23 protein-coding genes are annotated in these 18417 nt (G+C 36.6%); 15 read left to right on the forward strand and 8 right to left on the reverse strand.

Going from position 1 to position 18417, the window contains the following annotated elements; all coding sequences use genetic code 11:
• The 14 genes from ENH66_01385 to ENH66_01450 all read left to right on the forward strand — a co-directional run.
• The coding region (locus ENH66_01385; GenBank protein ID HDZ54336.1) for a hypothetical protein at window positions 1-408 on the forward strand (408 nt) is incomplete at its 5' end.
• A gap of 8 nt (window positions 409-416) precedes the next feature.
• Window positions 417-1694 carry a 2,3-bisphosphoglycerate-independent phosphoglycerate mutase gene (gene apgM, locus ENH66_01390; protein ID HDZ54337.1) on the forward strand — a complete coding sequence of 426 codons (1278 nt, stop codon included), beginning with the start codon at window positions 417-419 and terminating at the stop codon, window positions 1692-1694.
• Between the two features lie 34 nt (window positions 1695-1728).
• Complete coding sequence (locus ENH66_01395; protein HDZ54338.1) at window positions 1729-1962, forward strand: glutaredoxin family protein; 234 nt, start codon at window positions 1729-1731, stop codon at window positions 1960-1962.
• A 44-nt stretch (window positions 1963-2006) separates the two neighbouring features.
• Window positions 2007-2528, forward strand: a complete 522-nt coding sequence (locus ENH66_01400) for a hypothetical protein (GenBank protein HDZ54339.1) — start codon at window positions 2007-2009, stop codon at window positions 2526-2528.
• 2 nt (window positions 2529-2530) lie between these two features.
• Complete coding sequence (locus ENH66_01405) at window positions 2531-3034, forward strand: hypothetical protein (GenBank protein ID HDZ54340.1); 504 nt, start codon at window positions 2531-2533, stop codon at window positions 3032-3034.
• A 106-nt stretch (window positions 3035-3140) separates the two neighbouring features.
• The gene (gene gap, locus ENH66_01410; protein HDZ54341.1) at window positions 3141-4163 is read left to right on the forward strand and encodes a type I glyceraldehyde-3-phosphate dehydrogenase; all 1023 of its coding nucleotides are present in this window, start codon (window positions 3141-3143) and stop codon (window positions 4161-4163) included.
• Between the two features lie 208 nt (window positions 4164-4371).
• Complete coding sequence (locus ENH66_01415) at window positions 4372-4770, forward strand: hypothetical protein (GenBank protein HDZ54342.1); 399 nt, start codon at window positions 4372-4374, stop codon at window positions 4768-4770.
• A 128-nt stretch (window positions 4771-4898) separates the two neighbouring features.
• On the forward strand, window positions 4899-6836 hold the full coding sequence (gene acs, locus ENH66_01420) for an acetate--CoA ligase (protein ID HDZ54343.1): 1938 nt from the start codon (window positions 4899-4901) through the stop codon (window positions 6834-6836).
• A complete protein-coding gene (locus ENH66_01425; protein HDZ54344.1) occupies window positions 6833-9262 on the forward strand; it encodes a phosphoenolpyruvate synthase in 2430 nt (809 codons plus the stop codon). Before acs ends, ENH66_01425 begins: the two co-directional genes overlap by 4 nt.
• A 77-nt stretch (window positions 9263-9339) precedes the next feature.
• The gene (locus ENH66_01430) at window positions 9340-10446 is read left to right on the forward strand and encodes a fructose 1,6-bisphosphatase (GenBank protein ID HDZ54345.1); all 1107 of its coding nucleotides are present in this window, start codon (window positions 9340-9342) and stop codon (window positions 10444-10446) included.
• Window positions 10447-10448: 2 nt separating this feature from the next.
• Window positions 10449-10895 carry a hypothetical protein gene (locus ENH66_01435; protein ID HDZ54346.1) on the forward strand — a complete coding sequence of 149 codons (447 nt, stop codon included), beginning with the start codon at window positions 10449-10451 and terminating at the stop codon, window positions 10893-10895.
• 14 nt (window positions 10896-10909) lie between these two features.
• Window positions 10910-11131 (forward strand): ferredoxin, encoded by a 222-nt coding sequence (locus tag ENH66_01440; GenBank protein ID HDZ54347.1) that lies wholly within the window; start codon window positions 10910-10912, stop codon window positions 11129-11131.
• A 1-nt stretch (window position 11132) separates the two neighbouring features.
• A complete protein-coding gene (locus tag ENH66_01445) occupies window positions 11133-11798 on the forward strand; it encodes a 50S ribosomal protein L25 (GenBank protein ID HDZ54348.1) in 666 nt (221 codons plus the stop codon).
• A 32-nt stretch (window positions 11799-11830) separates the two neighbouring features.
• Window positions 11831-13177, forward strand: a complete 1347-nt coding sequence (locus tag ENH66_01450; protein ID HDZ54349.1) for a hypothetical protein — start codon at window positions 11831-11833, stop codon at window positions 13175-13177.
• A gap of 117 nt (window positions 13178-13294) precedes the next feature.
• On the opposite strand, the gene ENH66_01455 is transcribed toward ENH66_01450, so the two are convergent.
• The 8 genes from ENH66_01455 to ENH66_01490 all read right to left on the reverse strand — a co-directional run bounded on the left by ENH66_01455 (window position 13295) and on the right by ENH66_01490 (window position 17865).
• Window positions 13295-14332 carry a peptide chain release factor 1 gene (locus ENH66_01455; protein ID HDZ54350.1) on the reverse strand — a complete coding sequence of 346 codons (1038 nt, stop codon included), beginning with the start codon at window positions 14330-14332 and terminating at the stop codon, window positions 13295-13297.
• A gap of 7 nt (window positions 14333-14339) precedes the next feature.
• Window positions 14340-14555: a 50S ribosomal protein L31 gene (locus ENH66_01460; protein HDZ54351.1), complete on the reverse strand. Its 216-nt coding sequence runs from the start codon at window positions 14553-14555 to the stop codon at window positions 14340-14342.
• A gap of 298 nt (window positions 14556-14853) precedes the next feature.
• Window positions 14854-15132, reverse strand: coding sequence for a DUF3467 domain-containing protein (locus ENH66_01465; protein HDZ54352.1), 279 nt, complete (start codon window positions 15130-15132; stop codon window positions 14854-14856).
• A 12-nt stretch (window positions 15133-15144) separates the two neighbouring features.
• Entirely contained in the window at window positions 15145-15360 is a 216-nt protein-coding gene (locus ENH66_01470) for a hypothetical protein (protein HDZ54353.1), read from the reverse strand.
• A gap of 64 nt (window positions 15361-15424) precedes the next feature.
• A complete protein-coding gene (locus ENH66_01475; GenBank protein ID HDZ54354.1) occupies window positions 15425-15940 on the reverse strand; it encodes a nitroreductase in 516 nt (171 codons plus the stop codon).
• 13 nt (window positions 15941-15953) lie between these two features.
• Complete coding sequence (locus ENH66_01480) at window positions 15954-16766, reverse strand: DUF541 domain-containing protein (GenBank protein ID HDZ54355.1); 813 nt, start codon at window positions 16764-16766, stop codon at window positions 15954-15956.
• A gap of 124 nt (window positions 16767-16890) precedes the next feature.
• Window positions 16891-17610, reverse strand: coding sequence for a hypothetical protein (locus ENH66_01485; protein ID HDZ54356.1), 720 nt, complete (start codon window positions 17608-17610; stop codon window positions 16891-16893).
• Between the two features lie 3 nt (window positions 17611-17613).
• Window positions 17614-17865: a hypothetical protein gene (locus ENH66_01490; protein HDZ54357.1), complete on the reverse strand. Its 252-nt coding sequence runs from the start codon at window positions 17863-17865 to the stop codon at window positions 17614-17616.
• Between the two features lie 132 nt (window positions 17866-17997).
• On the opposite strand from ENH66_01490, the gene ENH66_01495 reads away from it, so the two are divergent.
• The gene (locus ENH66_01495) at window positions 17998-18342 is read left to right on the forward strand and encodes a hypothetical protein (protein ID HDZ54358.1); all 345 of its coding nucleotides are present in this window, start codon (window positions 17998-18000) and stop codon (window positions 18340-18342) included.
• Window positions 18343-18417 lie beyond the last annotated feature (75 nt).

Here is an 18417-nt window from a genome sequence, read left to right on the forward strand (position 1 = left end):
GAAAAACCAATTTCTGAGATGACAATAGAGGAACTTAAAGTTAAGATTGCGGAAATTTCAGCTTTCATTGCTCAATTAAAAGCTCAGATAGCTCAACTCCTGGAAAAGGAGGTCACTGAAGAAATCCCAGCTAATTACAGATTCATCATTAATCTTGAATATGACCAGACAAATGATGACGTCAGATACTTACAGATCTTCCTTAAAACCCAAGGAACAGCAATTTATCCTGAAGGCATAGTTTCTGGTTGGTTTGGCCCTTTAACTAAGAAAGCGGTAATTCATTTTCAGGAAAAATATGCTCAAGACATCTTAGTCCCCTGGGAATTAACGGAAGGCACTGGTTACGTTGGTTCAACCACCAGGGCTAAGATGAACGAGATTTTTGGAGAGGGAATCGGCAATTAGGAAATTTTATGAAAATTATATTTATTATTATTGATGGGTTAGGAGATAAGCCTATCCCGAAGCTCGGAAACAAAACACCACTCGAAGCAGCTAAAACCCCTAATTTAGATTGGTTAGCTAAGAATGGGATTTGCGGCCTAATTAAACCTTTTTATTTTCCTTGGCAGAGGTATCCTCGATCAGATACCGCTCATTTGGCTCTGTTTGGTTATAATCCTAAGGTCTATTATCTGGGGCGAGGACCTTATGAGGCTGCCGGCATTGGATTTGATCTAAAAGAAGGAGACGTAGCCTTGAGAGCAAATTTTGGCACGGTAAACAAAAACCTTAAAGTTATTGATAGAAGGGCAGGGAGAATCAATGAGACCCTGCCATTAGTAAAAGCTCTGGATGGAATGAACATTGAAGGAATTAAGTTTTTAGTTAAAAAATCTTATGGACACCGGGCAGTATTGATTTTGCGAGCCCTCCCAAATTTTAAAAAAAATCTAGGAAGACGGGGGCGAAATCCTTCTGATAAAATTACAGATTCGGATCCCCACAAAGTCGGAGTTAGAGTAAAAAAGGTTTTTCCTCAAAATAAATCTAGAGAGGCAAAATATACAGCTCAAGTCTTAAATAAATTTTTAGAGAAGGCCTATCAAATTTTAAGAAATCATCCTTTAAACAAAAAAAGAGTAAAATTAAGGAAAACGCCGGCTAACTATTTATTAGTTAGGGGGGCCGGTAAGCTCAGAAAAATTCCCAGCTTCTATCAAAGATATCAATTAAAAGCTTGCTGTATTGCCGGTGGCGCTCTCTATAAAGGAATTGCTAAAATCTTAGGGATGAAATTAATTAAAATTAAAGGTGCCACCGGCTTTGCCAGCACTAATCTTAAAGGCAAGTTTGAAGGAGCTAAAAAAGCTCTTAAAAAACCTGCCCCGCATCGAAACGCAGTTTCTGGTGCGGGGTACAACTTCATTTTTTGTCATATTAAAGCTGCTGATAATTTAGCTGAAGACGGAAACTTTCCCGGAAAAAAAGAATTTATCGAGAAAATTGATAAAAATATAAAGACATTTTTAAAGCTTAAAAACGTTTTGATTGTCGTTACTGGAGATCATTCAACCTGTTCCTTGCTTCAAAGACATTGCGTAGAACCAGTACCAGTTTTGATTTTTGGCAGCAGAACTGATAAAGTAAAAGAATTCAACGAAAAAGCCTGCCAGAAAGGAAAACTAAGAAAAATTAATCAACTTAACTTAATGCCAAAGGTCTTACTTTGCACTAAACGCAATTTGTAATACACTTTAATTATTAGTTAATAAATTTCAAACTATGGTCAAAGTATTTAGTACGCCCACCTGTCCTTATTGTGTTACCTTGAAGGAATTCTTAAAGGAACACAGTATTGAATTTGAAGATATTGATGTTTCTCAAAACAAACAAGCTCTCGACGAAATGGTTAAGAACTCAGGCCAGATGGGAGTGCCGGTAGTTGATATTGACGGCCAAATTATAGTAGGCTTTGATAAGGAGAAAATTTCTGAACTTTTGAATATAAAAGAATAAAAATTCCAAAAGCCAGAATTAAAATTTTTTATAATTTTATTTTTATGAAACATTTACACCCTAAAGCAGTTTGGCTATTTTTCTGGTCATTTCTTTTTAGATCATTTTTTATTATTCTATTTATTTCTATTTGGCTGGGTTCTTTGTTTGTAAATCTACTTACAGGCGAGGAAGGAAACCTTAGACCTTTGATTATATACTTTTTACCATCATTTTTCTTTTTACTTGCTTTTTTTGTCTTGTTTATCTATTTCTGGGCAGTCTGGACTTATAATAACTACAAGTACCAGCTTACCGAAAACGTGGTAAAAATAGAACGAGGTGTGATTGCAAAAAAATACAGCTCCGTTCCTTACGAAAGGATACAGAACGTCGATATCCATCGCGGTATTATAGCCAGGCTTCTTGGATTGTCTGATCTCCAAATCCAGACCGCAGGGTATTCTGGATACAGTCGAAGGGGGATAGCAACCGAAGGTCGTCTCCCCGGTTTGGATCCGCAAATAGCCGAACAGTTGCAAGAGGAGTTGATAACGCGGGCAAAAGGAACTAAGCAAGGATTGTAGCCATGCAACAACTTCATCCTAAAGCAAAGTGGTTATTTTTCTGGAGTTATATAGTTGGACTTACATTTATTTTTGTTCCGCTTTCGGTCTATGTTTTTTTAGCTATTTTTTCCCTTTATAAATTCGGAGTTTCATATATTTTTATGATTTTGATACCGTTCCTATTTCTGGGTTTCAGCGGATTTTTTGTTATTTTTCTCTACTTCTGGGCCACCTGGACTTACCGTAACTACAAATACCAACTTACTGAAGATACCGTAAAAATAGAAAAAGGAGTAATCGCCAAACACTATGTGTCAATTCCTTACGAACGAGTTCAGAATGTGGATATCCATCGAGGGCTAGTTGCTAGACTTCTCGGCCTTTCTAGTCTTAAAATCCAGACCGCGGGATATTCTGGATATATCTTAAGCGAAGGTCTCCTTCCAGGCCTTGATCCTCAAATAGCAGAGCAATTGAGAGAAGAATTAATTAGAAAAATGAAAGGGACGAAACAAGGATTATAATTAAACATCAAAAGATTATGCCAATAAAAGTTGTAATTAATGGCTTTGGTCGCACCCCGCACCAGAGCGAAGCTCGGTGCGGGGCAAGTTGGCCGGCCTATAATAAATTATGACAAGAATTGCTATAAATGGTTTTGGAAGGATAGGGCGTCCTACTTTCAAAAAGATTTTAAAAGACCACCCAAATTTGGAAATAGTGGCAATTAATGATTTAACAGGCACAGAGACCCTTGCTCATTTGTTAAGGTATGATTCTGTTTACGGGATTTATAGTAAACAAGTCAAATTTACTGAAGATTCTCTTTTGATCAATGGTACCAGTGATGGAAAAAAGATTAAGGTGTTAGCTGAGACCGACCCTGCAAAGCTTCCCTGGAAGAATCTGGACATAGATATTGTTTTAGAATGTACGGGCCGTTTTACTAATTATGAAGGAGCAAAAAGACATTTGGCTTCGGGCGCTAAAAAAGTCATTATTTCTGCTCCCTGTAAAAGCCCTGAAGTGAATATGTTTGTGTTAGGGGTTAATGAAGAGAAGTATAGTCCAAAAGAAGACAATGTAATTTCAATGGCTTCTTGCACAACTAATTGTTTGGCCCCGATAGCTAAAGTTTTAAATGATAATTTTAAAATAATTCGTGGTTTTATAACTACTTGCCATAGTTATACCAATGACCAGCGGATTTTAGACATAGCTCACAAAGATTTGAGAAGAACAAGAGCCGCAGCTTTAAATATTATTCCTACTTCTACAGGAGCTGCCAAAGCCATTGGTAGTGTTATTCCTGAGCTCGATGGTAAATTGGATGGTATTGCCTTTAGGGTTCCTGTTCCTACCGTTTCAATTTTAGACCTAATTTGTGAAGTAGAAAAGAAAACTACTGCCCAAGAAGTAAATTATACTTTCAAGAAGGCTTCAAAAGCTGAAAATTTCAAAGGTATTTTAGGGATAGAAGATGCTCTTTTAGTCTCTTCTGATTATATCGGCAATTCTTTTTCAGCTATTGTCGATAGTTCTTTAACTATGGCCAAAGATAGTCTAGTTAAGGTTGTTGCCTGGTACGACAACGAATGGGGATATGCGTGTCGTTTGGCCGAATTTACCGAATTTGTAGGAAAACAATTATAAATTTTTAATATAATTTTATACCAGGCAAGGTTTAGCTTTATCTGGTTTTTTATTTAGTTTTCCTTAATTTTTCCTGAAGTTTTAAAGGCATAATAATCTTAAAGGAGACACACTCTTATTGTGATGATTTCTTAATGGATTTTAGGATATTGTGGAATTAAAAACAGACAACAAAACAGAAAAAAGCTTTACTCTCATTGAACTTTTAATGGTTATTGCTATTATTGGTATTTTAGCTGGAATTGTTTTGGTGGCTTTAGGTGGAGCACGGGACAAAGCAAGAGACGCCAGGATTATAAGTGATATGGCTCAGATTCGAATCCAAGCTGAAATTATTTTTTCTAAATATGGTAATTATAGTCGTGTGCACTGTAACGGTGATATCAATATTCAGACTCTCTGTGATGACATCGCTGATCAAGGAGGACAAAACCTTGAGGGAGGGTCTGGACCGGGTGTCCAGGCATACAGTCCTCCTCTCTGGAATAAGTACTGTGTTGAGGTTCAATTAAATTCAGGGAAATTCTGGTGTGTAGATTATGGGCTTAGATCTGCCCAGTATGATACTGATCCTGCTTGTAGTAGTGGAATATTTATCTGTGAATAGCGAATTCAAAATTAATAAGCTAAAAAGATAAAGTTGATATGGCAGGGGCCAGTTCCTGCTATTTAGTTGGTTTTGCTTTTTGTTTTAGGTATAATATAATCACGGTAAAAAATTTGAGATTTTAAAATATGTCTGCCAAAAATCAAAAACTTATCAAAAAAGGTGATTCATACTATCCAACCAAAGATTTTCAAAAAAGAGCTTGGGTAAATGACGATTCAATTTATAAAGAGGCCGATCAAGACCCGATTGAATTTTGGGAGAAATTAGCAGGAGAACTTTCTTGGCAAAAGAAATGGGAAAAGCCATTTTCTCATCAGCCGCCATACTTTAAATGGTTTGTTGGAGGAAAACTGAACATTACTGAAAATTGTCTAGATAGGAACCTGGCAAAGGCAAAAGATAAAGTGGCTTTAATTTGGGAGCCAGAACCGACGGGGGAAAAAGAAAGAAAGCTAACCTACCAGGATCTATATAAAGAAGTTAATAAATTTGCCAACGCCTTAAAGAAAATGGGAGTGAAAAAAGGAGATAGAGTCGGAATTTATCTGCCAATGATTCCAGAGGTTATGATTGCTATGTTGGCTTGTGCCAGAATTGGCGCAATTCACGTTGTGGTGTTCTCGGCTTTTTCTCCCCAAGCTTTGAGGGTAAGACTGCAAGATACCGAAGCTAAAATTTTAATTACGGCCGATGGTTACTATAGAAGAGGTCAGGTTATTAATTTAAAGAAAAATGCTGACGAAGGAATTAAAGAAACAAAAGTAGATAGGGCAATAGTGGTAAAAAGGGCAGGTAATGAAATTTCTTGGCAGGAAAACCGAGATTTTTGGTGGGAAGATTTAATTAAAACAGAAAGCGATGTTTGTCAGCCAGAGATAATGGATTCAGAAGACATTTTATTTATCCTTTACACATCGGGCAGTACCGGTAAACCAAAAGGATGTATTCATACTTGCGGTGGTTATACGGTTCAGGCGAATTTTACCGGCAAATGGATATTTGATTTAAAAAAAGATGATATTTTTTGGTCAATGGCTGATGTCGGCTGGATAACGGGTCACACCTACAGTTGTTATAGCCCCCTGCTTAATGGAATAACTTTTGTAATTTTTGAAGGAGCGCCAGATTGGCCAAATCATGACAGATGGTGCCAAATAATTGAGAAGTATGGTGTGACAACTTTCTATACGGCTCCTACGGCTGTTCGGATGTTCGCAAAATACGGGACAGAGCTTCTCAAGAAATATAAATTTGATACCTTGCAAATTCTGGGTTCGGTAGGAGAACCCATAGATGATACTGCTTGGCATTGGTATTTTAAAGAAGTTGGCAAAGAAAGGTGTCCGATCGTAGATACCTGGTGGCAGACAGAAACCGGCGGGATTTTAATTACTTCACTACCCGGAATTGGCCCATTTAAACCGACCTTGGCAGGCTTGCCTTTTCCTGGTATTAAAGTTGATATCTTAGATGAAAAGGGAAAATCTCTGCCCCCAAATAAGGAGGGCAACTTGGTTCTTTTACCTCCTTTTTCTCCGGGATTATTAAGAGGAGTTTACAAAAATCCAGAGAAATATTTGAAAACTTACTGGTCAGAATATGGGCAGGAAATTTATTTTACTTCAGATGCAGCCTATAAAGATAAAGCAGGTCTTATTAGGATTGTCGGCAGGGTGGATGATGTTATTAAAGTAGCTGGTCATAGGGTAACCACAGGTGAGTTAGAAAATGCTGTTGCTAAACATTTAGATATTATAGAGTGTGCCATAATTGGCGTACCGGACGCAATAAGGGGAGAGGTACCGGTAGCTTTCGTGGTCTCAAAAAAGGACAGAAAAGTCAAAGAAATAGAAAAAGGGGTTGTTGATCAGATCAAAAGAGAGATAGGCCCTATTGCCCTGCCTAAGAAGGTTTATTTAGTAGAAGACTTGCCGAAAACAAGGTCTGGTAAAATTATGCGCAGAATCCTAAGAAAATTGTTCACCGGAGAAGAATTAGGGGATCTTTCTACTTTAGCTAATCCAGAAAGCGTAGAGAAATTAAAAAAAATTATTAAGGCATGAAAAAATCGAAAAAAGACATTCTATGGTTTAAAGAAATTAGTTATGGAGATATTCTTGCAGTTGGAGGGAAAAATGCCTCTTTGGGGGAGATGTATTCTCAGTTAACCAGAAAGGGAGTAAATATTCCAGATGGTTTCGCTGTTACAACTAAGGCCTATTGGCGCTTTTTGAAAACAAATGAGATAGACAAAACTTTAAAGGATATTTTTTCCTCCTTCGCCAAAAGCTACGGAGGACAGGCTGGACAGAATATTAGATATCTACAGAAGACAGGAAAGAAAGCTCGTGGCCTCATTTTAAAATCAAAATTTTCAGAAAAGTTTAAAAGAGAAATAGCCAAAGCTTACAGTAGACTGGAAAAAAAATACGGTAGAAATTGTGAGGTAGCGGTTAGATCTTCAGGGGTAGCAGAAGATATGCCAGAAGCTTCTTTTGCTGGTCAATTCGAGACTTTTTTAAATGTTAGAGGGAATAATAATTTACTGGTAGCTATCAAAAAATGTTTTGCCTCCAATTTTAATGATAGAGTGATGGCTTACCGGGAAGAAAAAGGCTTTTCCCAGTTAGACCTTGCTCTTTCGGTGGGAATTCAAAAGATGGTTCGTTCAGATATTGCTTCTGCCGGCATAATATTTACTCTGGATACTGAAACCGGCTTTCCCAATGTTATTTTAATAAATTCCATTTACGGGGTAGGGGAAATGGTTGTCAAAGGAAAGATTACCCCAGATGAATTTTTTGTTTTTAAACCAACCCTAAAGAAAGGATATAAATCCATTATCATTAAAAAGCTGGGAAGAAAAACTAAAAAATTCATTTTTGCCAGAGGCGGCGGGTTAAAAGAAATAAACGTTTCTCAAAAAGATCAGAAAAGATTTGCTTTAACCGAAAAAGAAGCCCTGACTTTAGCTCGTTGGGCCATAATAATCGAGGATCATTATTCCGAATTGAAGAAGAGATGGATGCCCCAAGATATTGAATGGGCAAAAGACGGTAAATTAAATCAATTATTTATTACTCAATCTCGGCCAGAAACAATCCATGCTTCAAAAAAAGTTCAATTTTATGAAGAATATAAATTGAGGACAACAAAAAAACCAATTATAACCGGGATAGCAGTAGGAAATAAAATTGGCCAGGGTAAAGTCAGAGTAATATCCGACATTTCAAAAATTCATCTTTTTCGAAAAGGAGAAGTTTTAGTTACTAAAATGACAGACCCTGACTGGGTGCCAATAATGAGAATAGCTTCAGCCATTGTTACCAATGAAGGCTCAAAAACCTGCCATGCAGCCATTATTTCAAGGGAGCTAGGAATTCCTTGTATTGTTGGCACAGAGAAGGCCACTCAAATTCTAAAAACTGGCAGTATGACGACAGTTGATTGTACTTCGGGCCTGGAAGGAAAAATATTTTTTGGCAAAACGCCCTTTAAGGTCAAAAGATACAATCTTAAGAAAATCCCAGAACTAAAAACAAAAATAATGGTAAACCTTGGAACTCCTGATATTGCTTTTAAAACATCTTTTTTACCAAATGAAGGAGTAGGGCTAGCTCGAATTGAATTTATCTTGGCTGATAAAATTAAGATTCATCCTCTTGCTCTTTATCACTTTAAAAAATTAAAAGATAAAAAACTGAAAAGAAAAATCGAGAAAATTACCTTTGGATACAAAGACAAGAGAGATTATTTCGTTGAAAAATTAGCTGAAGGCATTGCCCAAATAAGCTCGGCTTTCTTTCCAAAGCCAGTGATTGTCAGATTATCTGATTTCAAATCGAACGAATATCGGGAATTAATTGGAGGTGAGCTTTTTGAGCCAGAAGAGGCAAATCCCATGATTGGCTGGCGGGGAGCTTCAAGGTACTATAATGAGAAATTCAAGCCTGCCTTCCAAATGGAATGCCAAGCGATAATCAGAGCAAGAGACAAATTTGGTCTTAAAAATATCTGGGCAATGGTGCCTTTTTGTAGAACAGTTGAAGAAGGGAAGAAAGTCTTAAGCTTAATGGCAAAAAATGGACTGAAAAAGGGGAAAGACAATCTAAAGGTTATTGTGATGTGTGAGATTCCGTCAAATGTTATTTTGGCTGATCGGTTTCTCAAAATTTTTGATGGTATGAGCATTGGTTCAAACGATTTAACCCAGCTTACTTTGGGTTTAGACAGAGATTCAGCTTTAGTGGCTTCAGTGGGTGACGAAAGAAATGAAGCCGTGAAGAATTTAGTTAAGATAGCAATCCAAGAATGTAAAAGGAAGAAAAAATATGTGGGAATTTGTGGTGAGGCTCCCAGTACCTTCCCGGAATTTGCAGAATTCCTTGTCGAACAAAGGATTGAATCAATATCTTTAAATCCCGATACCGTTATTCCTACTATTTTAAGATTAGCCAAAAAAGAAAAACAACTTAAAAAAAGTCGATAGGCCTTTTATCTAAAATTAAATTATGGTAATATAAAAATGTAATTTCCAAATTACGAAAGTAATTTGGAGTAATATATATGGCGAAAATTACTTTATCAATAATTAAGGCAGATATCGGAAGTATTGGCGGGCATATCAAACCCAGCCAAAAATTGGTTGAAACAGTTGAAAATTATGTGAAAAAAAAAGGCAAAGGATTGTTCATCGATTACTATATTGGTTTTACCGGTGACGATATTGCTATTTTAAGTACTCATCAGAGGGGGGTTTTAGATGAAAAAGTGCACAAACTTTGTTGGGATGCTTTTATAACTGGAACGGAAATGGCGAAAAGTCAGGGTCTTTATGGGGCAGGTCAGGATTTATTAAAAGATACTTTTTCTGGAAACGTTAAAGGAATGGGGCCGGCTATCGCTGAAATGGAAATTGAAGAAAGGCCAGCCGAACCTTTTCTTTTCTTTGCTGCAGATAAAACCGACCCCGGGACTTATAATTTGCCATTATACTTAACCTTTACTGACCCGATGCATAATGCGGGCTTCATGCTTTCTCCTCAAATAAAAAAGGGTTTTAAATTTTTCATTATGGATGTTAGTTATACTAAAGCTGATAAGGTTATTGAATTGAACGCCCCAGAAGAAATATATGATATTGCAGCTCTCTTGAGAGATCCAGGAAGATTTGTGGTAGAGTCAATTTGGTCAAGAGCTACAAACGAGCAAGCAGCAGTTGTCAGCACCACAAGATTACATAATATCGCTGGAAAATATGTTGGTAAAGACGATCCGGTAATGCTAGTAAGAAGCCAAAAAAACTTTCCAGCTACGGGCGAGATCCTTTCTCCCTATGCTATATCGCCCTATGTTGCAGGCTTTATGCGTGGTTCTCATGTAGGACCTTTAATGCCGGTCAAAAAGAACTCTCCAATTTCATTTTTCGATGGACCACCAATAGTTTCTTGTTTAGCCTTTTGCGTAAAAGACGGTAAATTGACAGAACCAGCCGATGCTTTCGATCAGCCTTTTTGGGACTATATCAGAAACAAGACCTCTCGGAAGGCTGAAGAGATAAGGAGACAAGGATTTTATGGCCAGGCTATGCTCCCTTTCACCGAATTAGAATATACCGGCATTACTGAAACTTTAGAAGAATTGGAAAAAAGATTTATCATTAGAAAAAAATAAGCATGAAAAAAATCTTGGTTTTCATTGTTCTGATAGTCGTTTTGCTTATCTTAATTATTGGTTGGTTCGGCTGGAAGGGTTATAAAATCAAAGAAGAGGGAGCTACTATTACTACCCATAAAGCAGAGTATTTACAGGGAGAAAATCCGAAGATAAAAATAACCAACGATTCAAGAGAAGAAATTTGCTTTTCTTCCTGTTATCCTTATTATTTAGAGATAAACGAAGGAGGCTTCGAGTCTTATCAATATGGCAATTGTTCAGAAGTTGATGTAGTTGAAACTTGTATTAAGCCCAGTCAAATCAAGACCTTTGAGATTCTTTTAGAACGATCAAAAACAGAGAAAGGTCTTCACCGGATTGCAATTCCTGCCTGTATTGGTTGTGCCCTTTACGAAGAGTTCAGGCAAGATAAATGGTTTTATTCAAACGATTTTTTTATTAAATAACGTTTTTTCTGATAATGACGAAGATAATTCAGGAACGTGAAAAATGCATTGGATGTGGTTCTTGCGTAGTTTTGTGCCCGAAATTTTGGGAGATGGACGAAGATGGAAAGAGCAATTTGAAAGAGGGAAGAAAAAATTCAGAAGGGAATTATGAGCTGGAGGTAGAAGAAATAGAATGCAATCAGGAGGCTGCCGATAGCTGCCCGGTCCAGATAATTCATATTATTAAAAAATAGAATGCTTATTCTCTCAGCAAAAATTCGCCAAGACACCAAGAAAAAAGCAAAAGCCCTTAAAGAAAAGGGCCTTTTAGCTGCTGTGGTTTATGGGCCAAAATTGAAAACTCTTTCCCTGGAGGTTGACCTTAAGGAGTTTAAAAAAACATATAAAGAGGCGGGAGAAAGCTCTTTAATTAAATTACGACTACCGGGGCTAAAAAAAGAGTATCCTGTCTTAATTTACGAAATTCAAAAGGATTCTATTTCAGATGAGCCAATTCATGTTGATTTTTACCAGACCTCTCTTACTAAAGAGGTTGAGGCCGAGGTTCCTTTGGCTTTTGAAGGAGAGGCTAAGGCTGTTAAGGAATTAGGGGGGACTTTGGTTAGAAATATTTCAGAGCTTAGAGTAAAATCCTTACCCCAAAATCTTCCCAAAGAAATTAAAGTTTCGATTGAAAGTTTAAAAACTTTTGAAGATAAAATTCTAATTCAGGATTTAAAGCTGCCAAAAGAAATAAAAATTCTGAAAGAGCCAGATGAAGTTATAGTTTTAGTTACTCCGCCAGAAAAAGTTGAAGAAGAATTAGAAAAACCGGTTGAAGAGAAGGTGGAAGAAATTAAAATAGCGGGAAAAGAAGAGAAGACAGAGGGAGAAGAGAGGATTGAAAGCAGCGAACAATAATCTGTAATCGACAATTCGGATTATTCTCAAAAATGACCAGATTAAGGTTTCTTAAAATTTTCCTTAGTATTTTACTGTTTTTAGCTTTTGTTTTACCTGGCTTCCAGGGCCTTGCTTTAACGTCTCAAGAGGAGCGTCAAGCCCTAGAGAAGGAACTTGAAGGGCTGGAGGAACAGATTACTCAATATGAAAACGATATCACTAAAACCCAACAAGAGAAAAAGACCCTTCAAAATCAAATTTATATTCTAAAGAGTAGAATTGAGAAATTAAACCTCCAAATTCAGAGTTCAACTGTAATGATAAGAGATGTCGGTTTCCAGATTAAAGATACGGGATATTCTATTGAGGTGACTGGCGGGAATATCGGAAATTCTCGTCAGAAATTAGCTAATATTTTACGTTTAATCTATGAAGAAGACCAGAGGTCTTTATTTGAAGCATTGCTTTTAGAAGATGAGCTTTCTGATTTCTTTGAGAATTTGGCTGGACTGGAAGCTTTGAGCATTGAAAGCGCTCAATTGCTGCAAAGTATTAAAAAACTTAAGTCACAACTCGAGATTCAAAAAGAAAATTTAGATGACGAGAAAATAGACCTCGAAAGATTGCTGGCCATTCAAGTGCTCCAAAAAAAAGAGGGCGAGCAGGTCAAATTAGACAAATCTTATCTTTTAGATAAAACTAAGGGCAAAGAAGCCATTTATCAAAAATATCTTCAAGAAACTCAGGCCAAAGCAGCCGAAATTAGAAAGAGAATTTTCGAATTAGTCGGTGTACCAGAAGCGCCAACTTTTGGAGAAGCCTTGGATTTGGCTTATTACGTTGAGAGTGTTACCGGAGTAAGGCCAGCTCTTGTATTGGCAGTTTTGACTCAAGAATCAAATATTGGTAAAAATGTTGGGCAATGTTACTTGTCGAATCCGAAAACAGGAGCAGGGGTTAGAATTAGCAATAGTGACAAAGAAATTCCCAGAGTAATGAAGCCCTCACGCGATGTCTCTCCTTTTTTAAATATTACAAAGGCCTTGGGTCGAGACCCTTACGGCACTCCGGTTTCTTGTCCAATGTCTTTTGGTTGGGGAGGGGCAATGGGACCAGCCCAATTTATTCCTTCCACCTGGAATATATATAAGGATAGGGCGGCTAAAATTACGGGCAAGACCGCTGATCCTTGGGATATCAGGGATGCTTTTTTGGCCGCTGCTTTATATTTATCAGACTATGGGGCAGCTAATCAGACCTATAATTCAGAGTGGAAAGCAGTGATGATTTATTTTTCGGGTTCTACTAATCCAAGGTATCGATTTTACGGAGACTCTGTTATGGGTTTAGCCAATAAGTATCAGGCCGATATTGAAACAATTGAAAAAAGTCAATAGGTTCGTTTATCTGTCTGAGCCAACTGAGCCAACAAAAAAATCGCCAACTCCGGCTCCGTTCAGCGCAAACTAAAAAATCGCCTTTGAGGCGATTTTTTCAATAAGAAGAATAATCCCTTATAAATTGGCTCTTAGGTTTTTGATAACAATTCCTAACTTTCCTTCGAAAATTTCTTCTAAATTTTTCCAACTTTTTTTAATCCGATGATCGGTTAATCTATTTTGAGGAAAGTTATAAGTTCTGATTTTTTCAGCTCTTTTTGCCCAGCCAATTTGAGTTTTTCTTTTTTCATGAAGTTCTTCCTGATCAGCCATCTCTTTCTTTTCTAGAAGTTTAGCCTCCAGAATTGTCATTGCGTTTTCTTTATTTTGACGTTGGTTTCTTTCAGCTTGAGAAGTTACAACAATACCAGAGGGTAGATGAGTAATTCTTACTGCCGTTTCTCTTTTGTTGACATGTTGTCCGCCAGGACCAGAAGCTCGATAAAGGTCAATCTTTAAGTCACTAGGATTTATTTTAATCTGGGTTTTTTTTGGCTTTGGCAAAACAGCCACCGTAGTTGTTGAAGTATGAATTCTTCCTAATTTTTCAGTTTCAGGTATTCTTTGAACCCGGTGCACTCCTCCTTCGTATTGCATTTCCGAGAAAACATTACTACCAGATAATTCAAATATTACCTCTTTATAGCCCCCCAAATCACCCAACCTTGAAGCCAAAGTTCTTTGCTTCCAGCCACAAGATTGAGCATATTTTGAATACATTCTAAAAAGATCTTTAGCAAAAAGAGAGGCTTCTTCTCCGCCGGTACCAGCCCGAATTTCAATAATTACAGAATCAATTCTTGGTTCTTCTTCTCTTTTCAACAGGTTATTTAACTCATTTTTTAACTTTTCTTCTTGATTATAGAGATTAGATAATTCACTCTCAGCTAGACCGATAAGAGACGGATTTTCTTTAGCATTTAAAATCGTTTGGTCTTCTTCAATCCTTTTTTTTATATCCTGAAGTTCATTGGTCTTAGTAATGATTTTTTCGAGATAATTCTTTTTTTTTGATAATTCTTCAAAATTTCCCCAATTCGACACCAGCTCAGGGTCACTGAGCTTTTTAATAATGTCGTCGTATTCTTTTTGGGTCTCTTCGGGGCTTACCATGACAAATTTATTTTTGTTTCCGTTTCTTGGCTAATCTCTTTCTGAATCTTTCGACTTGCCCCATCGTATCTATAATTTTCTCTTTACCAGTATAAAAAGGATGGCATTTAGAGCAAATTTCAACTTCAATGTATTCTTTGGTTGAACCAACCTCAAAAGTATTGCCGCAGGCACAAATCACGCGACAATTATTATAGTACTTTGGATGTATATCTTTTTTCATAATAATCAATTAGAACGAAATGAAATTATTAATAATCCGAAATTAAAAATATCCAACCGAAGATTTGCGTTGGAGGTACAATGTTTTCTCAGAATCTATTTCACTACAAATCCACTTATATAATTAGATAGATACCAGACTAATACAAAAAGGAGAATTATACCGGTGAAAAGGTCAAATCTACTCATATAATTTTAGTATAACCTTATTATAGTTATCTGGCTCGAAAAATCAATACTCATAGGAGACTTAGATCTCCATAAGTTTTTTGCACTGACCGAAAGTTCATTCTGAATAATTAAGGTTGGAATCCTATGTGTGCCCCAGATTCTTTGGCTTCTTCAACTGAGCCAAATTTATCTTCATATTTTTTCATATTCTCTTGCAAAACTCCAATCATTTTTTTGAGATGTCGTGGGCTCATTATTACCCTGGAGGCCAAAATTCCCTGAGGCGGAAAGACGGTAAAAAAATCAAGATAAAACTCCTCTTTTGTATGAGAGATCATCATTGAATTAGAGTAGACGCCCTTTAAATCATCATCCTTTGCTTTGATTTTTATTTGTTTTTGTTCCATACTATTAATCTATTATCTTCTACTTAAAGTATAAGTACCATCTGAATTATAGCTGATAGTGTACTGACCCTCAAAGTCATCCTCAAATTGGGCAGAACGACGAAGCCTGGCTTGTTCAAAAAAAACTTTAGCTTCATCATATTGCAAATCTTGAAGAAGATATTTTATCCCATTATAATCCTCATCTTCATATTTAGTTCTATAGCCGTGAATTGATATCTGTTTCATAATGTTTATTAAACGAAATATTAGTAAAGTTAATTTATTTTCGACCTTTTTAAAGAAAAATGTGCTATTCAGTAAAATTTTCGTAGCAAGTGATTTCTTCTAAATCCTTCCTTATTTTTGACGCAGGTTTGTCAGCTGGAAAGCCAAGTGGCATTAAAGCAACTACTTTGTATTTCTCAGGAATTTTAAGAACTTCTTTAACCTCTTTTTGAGAGAAACCTCCCACCCAGCAGGTTCCCAGGCCCTCTTCTACGGCAGATAGGGCAATATGTTCCATAGCAATTCCCAAATCCACCGCATAAGCCGGTACTTCAGAACCCATAATGTAATCAGGATCTAAAGCGACACCAACAATCACCATTGGGGTCTGGGCAATAAATTCTTGATTTCTGGCGGCTTCACTTAGCTGTTTTCTTTTTTCTGGATTTTTGACTACTATAAATTTCCAGTCCTGTTTATTTTTGGCAGAAGGCGCCAGTCTTACAGCCTCCAATATCCTTTTTAGACTTTCTTCCGGCACAGCGTCTGGTTTATAACTTCTTACTGCCCGTCTTGTTTTAACGGCTTCTTGAACATCCATTTTTTTATCTAATTTAATTAATTTCGTAAGTGATAGTTACTGTAACTGTTATTTTATTTTCGCCAGTTTCTATTTGGGGCACTTCAGCCTCGTCTATGCCCGCCATTTCTTCAAATCCTAATCCATAATAGCGGGGGAGAGCACTGCTTTCGCTGAAATTGGTGATTCTGACTAAATTCACTCCCAACTGAGAGGCTAATTTCTTTGCTTTGATTTTGGCTTTGTCGATTGCCTGTTTTCTGGCCTCTGCTTTCAGTTCATCTTGTTTATCAATAGTGAATTGCAGATTTCCGACTTGGTTGGCGCCGGCAGTAGTTGCTCCTTCAATAATTTTACCAATGTTCTTCATATCTCTAATTTTCACTTGAAGACTTTGAGTTATTTCATATCCAACAAGGACTCTTTTTCCTTCAGGATAGAGAGGAATTCCAGTTTCCTTGAACCATTCATAGCGGGGATAAATATTAAAACTAGTGGTTTTTAAGTCTTTTTCTTCAACGCCTTCTTCTTTTGCAGAATCAATGACTCTGTTCATTTTTTCTGTGTTTTTGTTCATTGCTCCAGCAATTGTCTTGGCCTCTGTTTTTACCGAGAAACTGATTAGGGCTAAGTCTGGCTTTGCGTAAATTTCGCCAATATTGGAAATTGTAATTGTATTTTTTGTCTCAATTTCCTGGCCGATATATTTACCTGTTTTGATTTTATTTTGGATATCAACCAGTGTCGAAACAATCAAGACAGCTAGAAATATGTTCAAAAGGACAATAAAGACAGCCAATAAAGCTTTCTTTTTTTCTTTTAAATTTTTAAAATCTTCGTGATCCATAATTATCAATTCTTAATTCCGGAGGGATCAAGGTTCTGAAAACTTTGTTTCCCACGGTTCTTAATTTTATTTTTTCGACCTTTTTTGTGACTTTATATTTCTTTAAGATATTTTCCAAAGCTTTTTAGCCAAAAAACTTACCAATAACAAAAACAAAAGCAATGCCAATTAAAATTAAAAACATATTCAGGAAATTATATTTTTTATGAATTTCTGGAACTAAGTCCGAAGCCCCAATATAGATAAAACTACCAGCAGCAGCGGCCAGTAACCAGCCCAGAACGATTGGCGAAACTCCTTGGATGAATAAAAAAGTTATAATAGCTCCAAAAGGAGTAGCTAAAGCTACGATCCAGGAATAGACTAAAGCTTTGTTTCGAAAAGTTTTATCATGAGTTAATAATGTGTAGATAAAAACACCTTCTGCTGTTTCGTGGAAAATAACGGCCAGAGAAGCCACCAGGCCCACACTAAAGCCGATTCCAAAACCTACTCCAATAATAATTCCATCAATCAAAGAATGAAAGACTATGCCTAAAAAACTGGTAATTCCTAAAGTATGTGTTTCACACTCTTCTTCACGGCAGGAGTGAATAATAATGAAATGTTCTATCAGAAAAAGAAAGATAATAGCGCCGAGAGTCCAGTAAAACCAAACAGGATTAATTTCAATTGCTTCTGGCAATAAGTGAAAAAAAGCACTAGCCAACAAGACCCCAACTGCAAAACTTATCAAAAGCACAGCGTTACGTTTTGTCCATTCTTCAAACCGGCGAACAAGATAAACTCCAAAAATAGTGGAAAGGCCGGCTATAAGGCTATAAATTATAACGTTGATGAACATATTTTATTCTTTATCGTAAATTTTACGCCACCAGAATTTACCCTGCCAGAAACCAAACATAACCCCAGCAATAAAGAGAATGACTGTGCCTATATGATGGACAATGAACCATTGCGACCAGGAGAAACCAAGACTATATTGTGGGAAATCGCGTAGAAGTAGGCCAATATACCAGATTTCGACCAAAGCATGAACTAACAACTGAAGCAATATTCCAAAAAACGTAAAAGCTCCTATATAAATTTTCTTTTTCATTTATTGTTTACTTAATCTTCTCATCTTCAAAATATCATATTTAAGGTTAGGGTTCAAATTTAAAATAAGTTTAAACTGAAAATAAGGACTTGACTATTGTTTTGGGTTTTATAGGAGGTATAATGAGGCAATATGAAAGCTATCAAAGAATTTCTAAAACCGAATTGGGGGAAGGTAGGGATATTTATCGCAATAATAGTATTGGTTTATGTAATGATTTCCCAATTTGAATTCGGAATTACCTTATTGTTTGCCTCAGATAATTGTGGTCGTCTAAATTGTCCTCCGCCATTTGTTCAAGAAGTAAAATTTAACCCTCTCATTTTCCCTTTTGCTAACTTTCTTCACAGAGTAGAAGAATCCTTAAGTAGCCCAATTAATCTATTAGGCATTTTTATCGTTCTACTTTATTACTATCTCCTCGCCTGCCTCATTTATTTCATCATCAAAAAGATTAAACGCTTAATAGTTAAATAATTTCGTCGCTTAAATAACCCCTAGCATCATCCATCGGGGGAGCCATCCTTCGCTAAAACTACGGACGACAAGCCA

It is taken from the genome of Candidatus Nealsonbacteria bacterium (genome assembly GCA_011050465.1).
Lineage (GTDB): Bacteria > Patescibacteriota > Minisyncoccia > Minisyncoccales > RBG-13-36-15 > RBG-13-36-15.